Source organism: Paenibacillus sp. FW126-R14, from assembly GCF_058789495.1.
The window spans coordinates 22,798-29,012 of sequence record NZ_JBYTBS010000073.1 but is presented as its reverse complement, the minus strand read 5'-3'; the positions used below and the strand labels follow the sequence as shown (position 1 = coordinate 29,012).

At 35.2% G+C, this 6,215-nt stretch carries 4 protein-coding genes; all 4 read right to left on the bottom strand.

What is annotated here, in order from left to right; all coding sequences use genetic code 11:
• Window positions 1-1,383, bottom strand: a 1,383-nt coding sequence (locus AC3WRW_RS29710) for a restriction endonuclease subunit S (protein ID WP_492549826.1), incomplete at its 3' end; no start/stop codon positions are given.
• Complete coding sequence (locus tag AC3WRW_RS29705) at window positions 1,380-2,942, bottom strand: type I restriction-modification system subunit M (RefSeq protein ID WP_492549825.1); 1,563 nt, start codon at window positions 2,940-2,942, stop codon at window positions 1,380-1,382. The genes AC3WRW_RS29705 and AC3WRW_RS29710, both read right to left, overlap by 4 nt.
• Window positions 2,943-5,744: a type I restriction endonuclease subunit R gene (locus tag AC3WRW_RS29700; RefSeq protein WP_492549824.1), complete on the bottom strand. Its 2,802-nt coding sequence runs from the start codon at window positions 5,742-5,744 to the stop codon at window positions 2,943-2,945. It lies immediately after the preceding gene.
• Between the two features lie 246 nt (window positions 5,745-5,990).
• Window positions 5,991-6,215, bottom strand: a complete 225-nt coding sequence (locus AC3WRW_RS29695; protein ID WP_492549823.1) for an NUDIX hydrolase — start codon at window positions 6,213-6,215, stop codon at window positions 5,991-5,993.

Genomic DNA, 6,215 nt, shown 5'->3' with positions numbered 1-6,215 from the left:
CAATTGAGAGAAGTTAAACGATTGATTTTCTTTAGATTTTAAAATATTGATTAGCTCGTTTTTGTTAAAGGATTTCTCTGTCTCTGTCACATTTACGCCAAGGTCTACTACCTTTTTATTTTCCATTCTCAGCTCATCGAGATGTGTTATTTTGCTTAAATCGAGCGATCCTCTAAACGCTCGCCCTGCCAGTGAGCCATAAAGATTCTCAAGTTCTTTTAGATATTCCAAGTATTTTTGTCTTAGAGAATCAACAATTAAATATATTTTTTCAAATTCGTCCTGTAATTCAACGGGAGGAACCTTAAGTTTAATTTCTCTTATCACCCCTAGGTTTAACCCGCTCATGATCGCCCCTCTTGTTCTTTTCTCTAATTGTTTTTTAACAGAAGGACTAGAATGAATTGCAAAAGAAACGAAATAAGGATTAGCAATTGATTCTTCTAAAGTAATAGCTGCAAGGTGCTTTGTATTTATCGCAACAGGTATATCATCAGGAATTACTGCCGACCTCCCAATAGTACCCATAATTGTAATAATCACATCACGCGGATATATTCTATAAGAAATTAATTGATTATATTTTTCATTCGTAATAAAACGACGTTGTTTCCACTCAAACCTATTATTAACGGCATTATCAATCCCAAGTACCGCAATTTCACCACTACTCGTAAATTCGCTATGCAAAAGATTACTACCGAAGGGTCCTGTCCGCATACTTCCTTTTTTCTTTTTCGCGAGTTGTTCAATCTCCATCAAATCCCAATCATTATATCCTGTAGCTGATACACCAAACATCTTTAAAAATTTACTTACTAGTAATTTATCGAGTAGATTGATACTTTCTTTACATTTAAAGATTAATTCCTCTGAGACAGATAACAAATGCGCGATTCGAATTTGGTCTTCGTAATGTATTGGTACAGGAACCATGGCGTTTAAATAATCATCAAGTTTCAAATTTATGATACCTGTTGTTTTATTTTGATACCGAAGAGTTTTCCCTATTTTGTGGAAATACCAAAGTACATAAAATAAGTATTTCGGATATACTTTATTCTGGTCTGGTCTTAATACAGTTGTAAAATTGTTACACAAATAAACTTTATTATCGGGATTAGTGAACAGCACTACCCTACCAACTGGTTGATTTGGGCCACCACCTGATTTCTCAATTAAGATATCACCATCAACTAGTTGCTTTTTTTTAATCTTACTTTCAGGTATATCCCTTATAACAACATTTTTAAAATCGATTTTTCCTGTATTCAAAAAATTTGCTGTACGTATAACATTTACTCCGTTCTTATTTAAGCACTCATCCCCCCATTCACCTGATATCTTTTCTAGTAATAAATCATTTATTTTAATATTCTTCATAATAACCTCTTCAAGTCTTTAAGAGCATCTTCAATTTCTTTTTCGATATTTAAGAGTGATTCTAAAATTACCTCTGGCTCCTCAAAATCTGGCTCATCGAAATTGTCATCTTTATAAATCGAAATATTAAGATTATATCTTTGTGCAACTATTTCGTTTTTAGGTACAAAAAAAGTTTTTGTTTTCCGATCACTATGTTCTTTCGAGTCCCTCTCTCTATACTTTAATATAATGTCTCGTAGGTCTCCATATCCTTCGAGTTTCGCACGTCTGTCATCTAGAGTATATCCGTCACTTTTCATTTCATAAAACCAGACGTTCTCAGTAATCCCACCTTTAGTAAAAATAAGAATAGCTGTACTCACTCCTGCGTAAGGCCTAAATACTCCACTCGGCATAGTGATTACGGCTTTAAGTTCACATTTTTCCATCAATATTTTCCTTGTTTCAATAAACGCTTTACTTGTGCTAAACAATACCCCTTGTGGAACAATGACCCCTGCAGTGCCTCCTATTTTAAGCATGTTAAAAATACGTTCAATAAAAAGAAGTTCCGTCTTATTTGTATTTAACTTTAAATTTTCATTAATATCTCCTTTATCAATACTCCCTGTAAATGGAGGGTTTGCCATAACGATATCATACGTATTATCTTGGTTATATCCTTTACTTAAAGTATCTTTATAGTCAATCTGAGGTGAGTCTATCCCGTGCATCATTAGATTCATTAAACCGAGACGAACCATTGTAACATCAATATCATATCCATAGAGACTTTGTTCGATTATATTTTTAACATCCTGAGTTAAAATACTAGCAACTGAAGTTCGAACAAACCCATCTTCGTCAGGTTCCTTTTTATCCTTATCGGAATCCAATTGGGTCACCATATATTGGTATACCCCTAACAAGAACCCACCAGAACCACATGCTGGGTCAGCTATTACTTGTCCAAGTTTGGGAGCAACAAGTTCAGATAAAAGCTTTATAATATGCCGCGGCGTTCTGAACTGACCATTTTTCCCAGCACTTGCTATCTCATTAAGTAGCATCTCGTAAACGTCGCCTTGTATATCTTGAAAGGTTTGATTATTCTCGGAGGAATCTTTTTCAATCTCACCAAATACTTCTTCAATAATGTTGATAGCTTCAATTAATAAGGCAGGTTTTTCAATAATAAATACTGCATTTCTCATGTGTCTGGTAAAAGGTGTTGCTTCATCGTCAAGTTCTTTTAAAAATGGGAAAACTTTATATTGGACATGATAAAGCAATTCATCAGCTGTTAGGTTACGAAAATAACTCCATCTAAGTGTCTTCTTTTCGATTCGAGTGTCTGTTCCTGGTAGTACAAAAGTTCCATCAAACTTAGAATGATAGACTTCCCCTACCCATTCTGCATCGTCTTTCATCTTCTGATCTAAATCATCTAACCGTTTCATAAAAAGCAAGTAAGTTATCTGCTCAATCGCCGCTAAAGGGTTAGAAATGCCACCACTCCAAAATTTGTCCCACAATTCGTTTATTTTGTTTTTTAATATCTGATTGTTTTGCAACATCTAAGATGCCAGCCTCTCTGCTAATTGCAAGATTTCTTCAATTTCACTTGGTGAAAATAAACCTCTAATGCCACGAGGATGTATAATTGTAAAAGGTGCTTGAATCAAATCTTTCTTTTGAATCTTCTGTCGATCTATTAGAAAATTCCTTAACAACTCAAGAAAATCTAATTGTTGTCCGCTTAGATTTGAATGTGCTTTTATATAATCACCTATAGCCTTTGATACTGTTTCGGGGAAGCTTTCCAATTTTTCGATACCCAAAATATGCCTTATGAATTGGGTTATTTTCGCCTTGGGATTATTATAAACAACTCTCAATATATCTTCCGTTATATGCGGACGATCCGCATGCAGTATTTCTGCTAATTCCCTTACTTCTTCTTCACTAATCTGTTCACCATTTTTAATTTTTTTTAAAACCGGGTTGCTAACAATCAAACCAAGAATCATTTGCTCTACCATTTCTTTATATTTAGTGATGCTGATAGACTCATGTTCTGGTCCAAATTCAACCCTTTCCTTTTCTTTCAAGAAATCCTTAAGATCAAATTTTTGAATTCCAGACGCTGTATTTATTCCTTCCCGATACTTCATAAGTGGAGCAAGCTTTTCCGTAAGTTTATCTAGGTCATTTTCTGATATATTTGACCAAAAATTTTCAGATTGTGATATTTTGATAAGCTCTGCTTCCTTTGCCACCACATTTACTGATAATGGAAGCTCGCTAATCTGTTCTATGATATTTGCCTTCAATGTTTCGTACTTATTACCCACTTCGAAAAAAGCGGCAATAGAGGTTTCCAGTACATCTTTCTCAAACTTCATAGCTTTAAAGTCAGTCTGCGAAACCGATTTGAACAATGGTTTAATATATTTTTCCAAAAACTCCAATTTTTCAATCGTTAGTGCCATCCAGAAGTTGTCATCCTTAATTCGGTTAAGTGCCGTAGCCGCATCTTCGATTATAACCGATTTTTTAGGAAGTGACCCTATCTGCTCCTTCAATTTTAATATCTCTTTGTTAGCAATATCAGTTCTCCCTTTCTCCATTGCCCTCTTGATTTTTTCAAGTCTTAATCCGACATATCTAACTGGCAAAGGAATTTTAGGTTTAAGTTCTTTTCCCTTCGGGGTAAGTTTAAAGTATTCAACGTTATCCCAACAATCCATAATTAGGAATATGTCCTTTACAGGACACCATGGTTTGATTTTATTCGGCTCAAGGAGTCTTGTGCCCCGACCAATCATTTGCCAAAACTTGGTATACGAAAAAACTGGTTTTGCAAGGACAAGGTTTACTATCTCTCTAATATCAATACCCGTATCCAACATGTCTACACTGATGGCAACTCTTGGCATGTCATTATTGGTAAATTGATCTAACAAACCTCCCTTACCATAGACCCGCGGATCGTCAGAAACTATGACTCTTGCCAATTCCCCATTATACTCTGGATAGAGTGAATCAAAGATCTCCTCAATTCTTCTTGCATGTGATTTTGAAGTACAAAAGAAAATCGTTTTTCCAGGGAGCACACCATTAGGATCTTTAATACATTCCTCCATGAATTCCCTTACGATTAGGGTGTTCGTCCCCCGATTTGTCACTTTTTTTTCCAGATCATTTCCCTCAAAATTTATCTCTTCCACTTCTTTTCCTTGGAGAATCATCCCCTTCTGATCCTCAAGTGAAATAGTTCTTTTACTGATTCCTTCATCTTGAAACTTCGTTCTTATCTTCAAAACCTCAAAATCGCATAAAAAAGGAGGTGTATGATTCAGAGCGTCATTATAAGTAAATGCAAAAGTAGGAATTTCATCTTCACAATTAAATAATTGAAAAGTATTATGGTCGATTATATCTGTTGGGGTAGCCGTTAGACCTAGACTTAATGCATCAAAGTAATCTAATACTTCTCCATACGTATTATAAATGGAACGATGACTCTCATCTGTGACAATTAAATCAAAAAAGTGAGGAGACAAACTATTATCCTCACTACGAATTATGTTTAGCATTGTTGGATATGTAGATACGTATATTCTTCGATCTTTGGCAATAGACTTTTCCCCTTGTTTTGGCCAACGTGGTTCATTCGGCATATACTCTTTAAAAGCTAACAAAGCTTGTTCTCGTAAAGCCACCCGGTCCACAAGAAACAAAACTTTTTGGACACGTCCTGCACGCATAAGCGCTTCTATAAGAGAAATACACGTCCTGGTTTTCCCTGTACCAGTAGCCATAACCAGCAAGAACTTCCGCTGTTTTTTTTCTATCGCCTCCATAACTGCACGAATAGCTCTAATCTGGTAATCACGTCCTGAAATTTGTGTATTAATTAATTCATCTTCTAATGTCTTCTTATTTTCACGAATAAAGTCATACCGCTCTAGATCGTCTCTTGTAGGAAACCCATGTACTTTACGGGGAGGGTACTGTTCTAAATCCCAAAAATATGTTTCGAGGCCATTAGTGTAAAAGCAAAAAGGTAGTTTCCCACCGTAATGATGCTTAATATTATATGCGTACTGCCTGGCTTGCTCTCTTCCTAATTGGGCATCTTTGGTAGTTTTTTTAACTTCAACTACAGCAAGGGGGTTCTGATGTTTATCCAAAAGAACATAGTCACTAAAATGATATCCTTCGTATTTAGTCAGATTCTCCCTGATCCCATTATTCATCTCCACTAATATACCAAACTCTTTGATTACTTGATTCTGATTGTCAACATTCCAGCCGGCCTCATATAATTTTTTATCTATTATTTCTTTTCTCGTTTGATATTCCGACTTTGACATCTTTTATCACCCTATTATTAATATCATACTAAAATATATTAATTAACATATTCGACCAACTCATTAAGCTTCCTGCCCCTAATTTTTAATGTATCTCTGACTTTTTCCTTCTAAATTATATCTTTGATTCCTATGCATTATAGATAATCCTTGCGAGAGAATAATAATACAGAATACAGAACAATATCTAAGCAGTTCTGTACTTTGTATTATCTACCCAATAGAGGGTGGAATCGGGGAGGAGAGTTATACCAACTTTCTATTTAACATCTCCACAAACTTAACATCAGCCGGGGCAAATTCATACCCTCCCAGATCTTTCGAATACACCCATTCAGATTGGTCATGATCGACCAACATCAATTCCCCACTCACAAATTTGGCTTTATGTGCATATAGTCGAATATGTTTCGATCCATAATAATGGTCATTTACCCCAAATGATTTATACGGTTGAATTTGAATATTCAT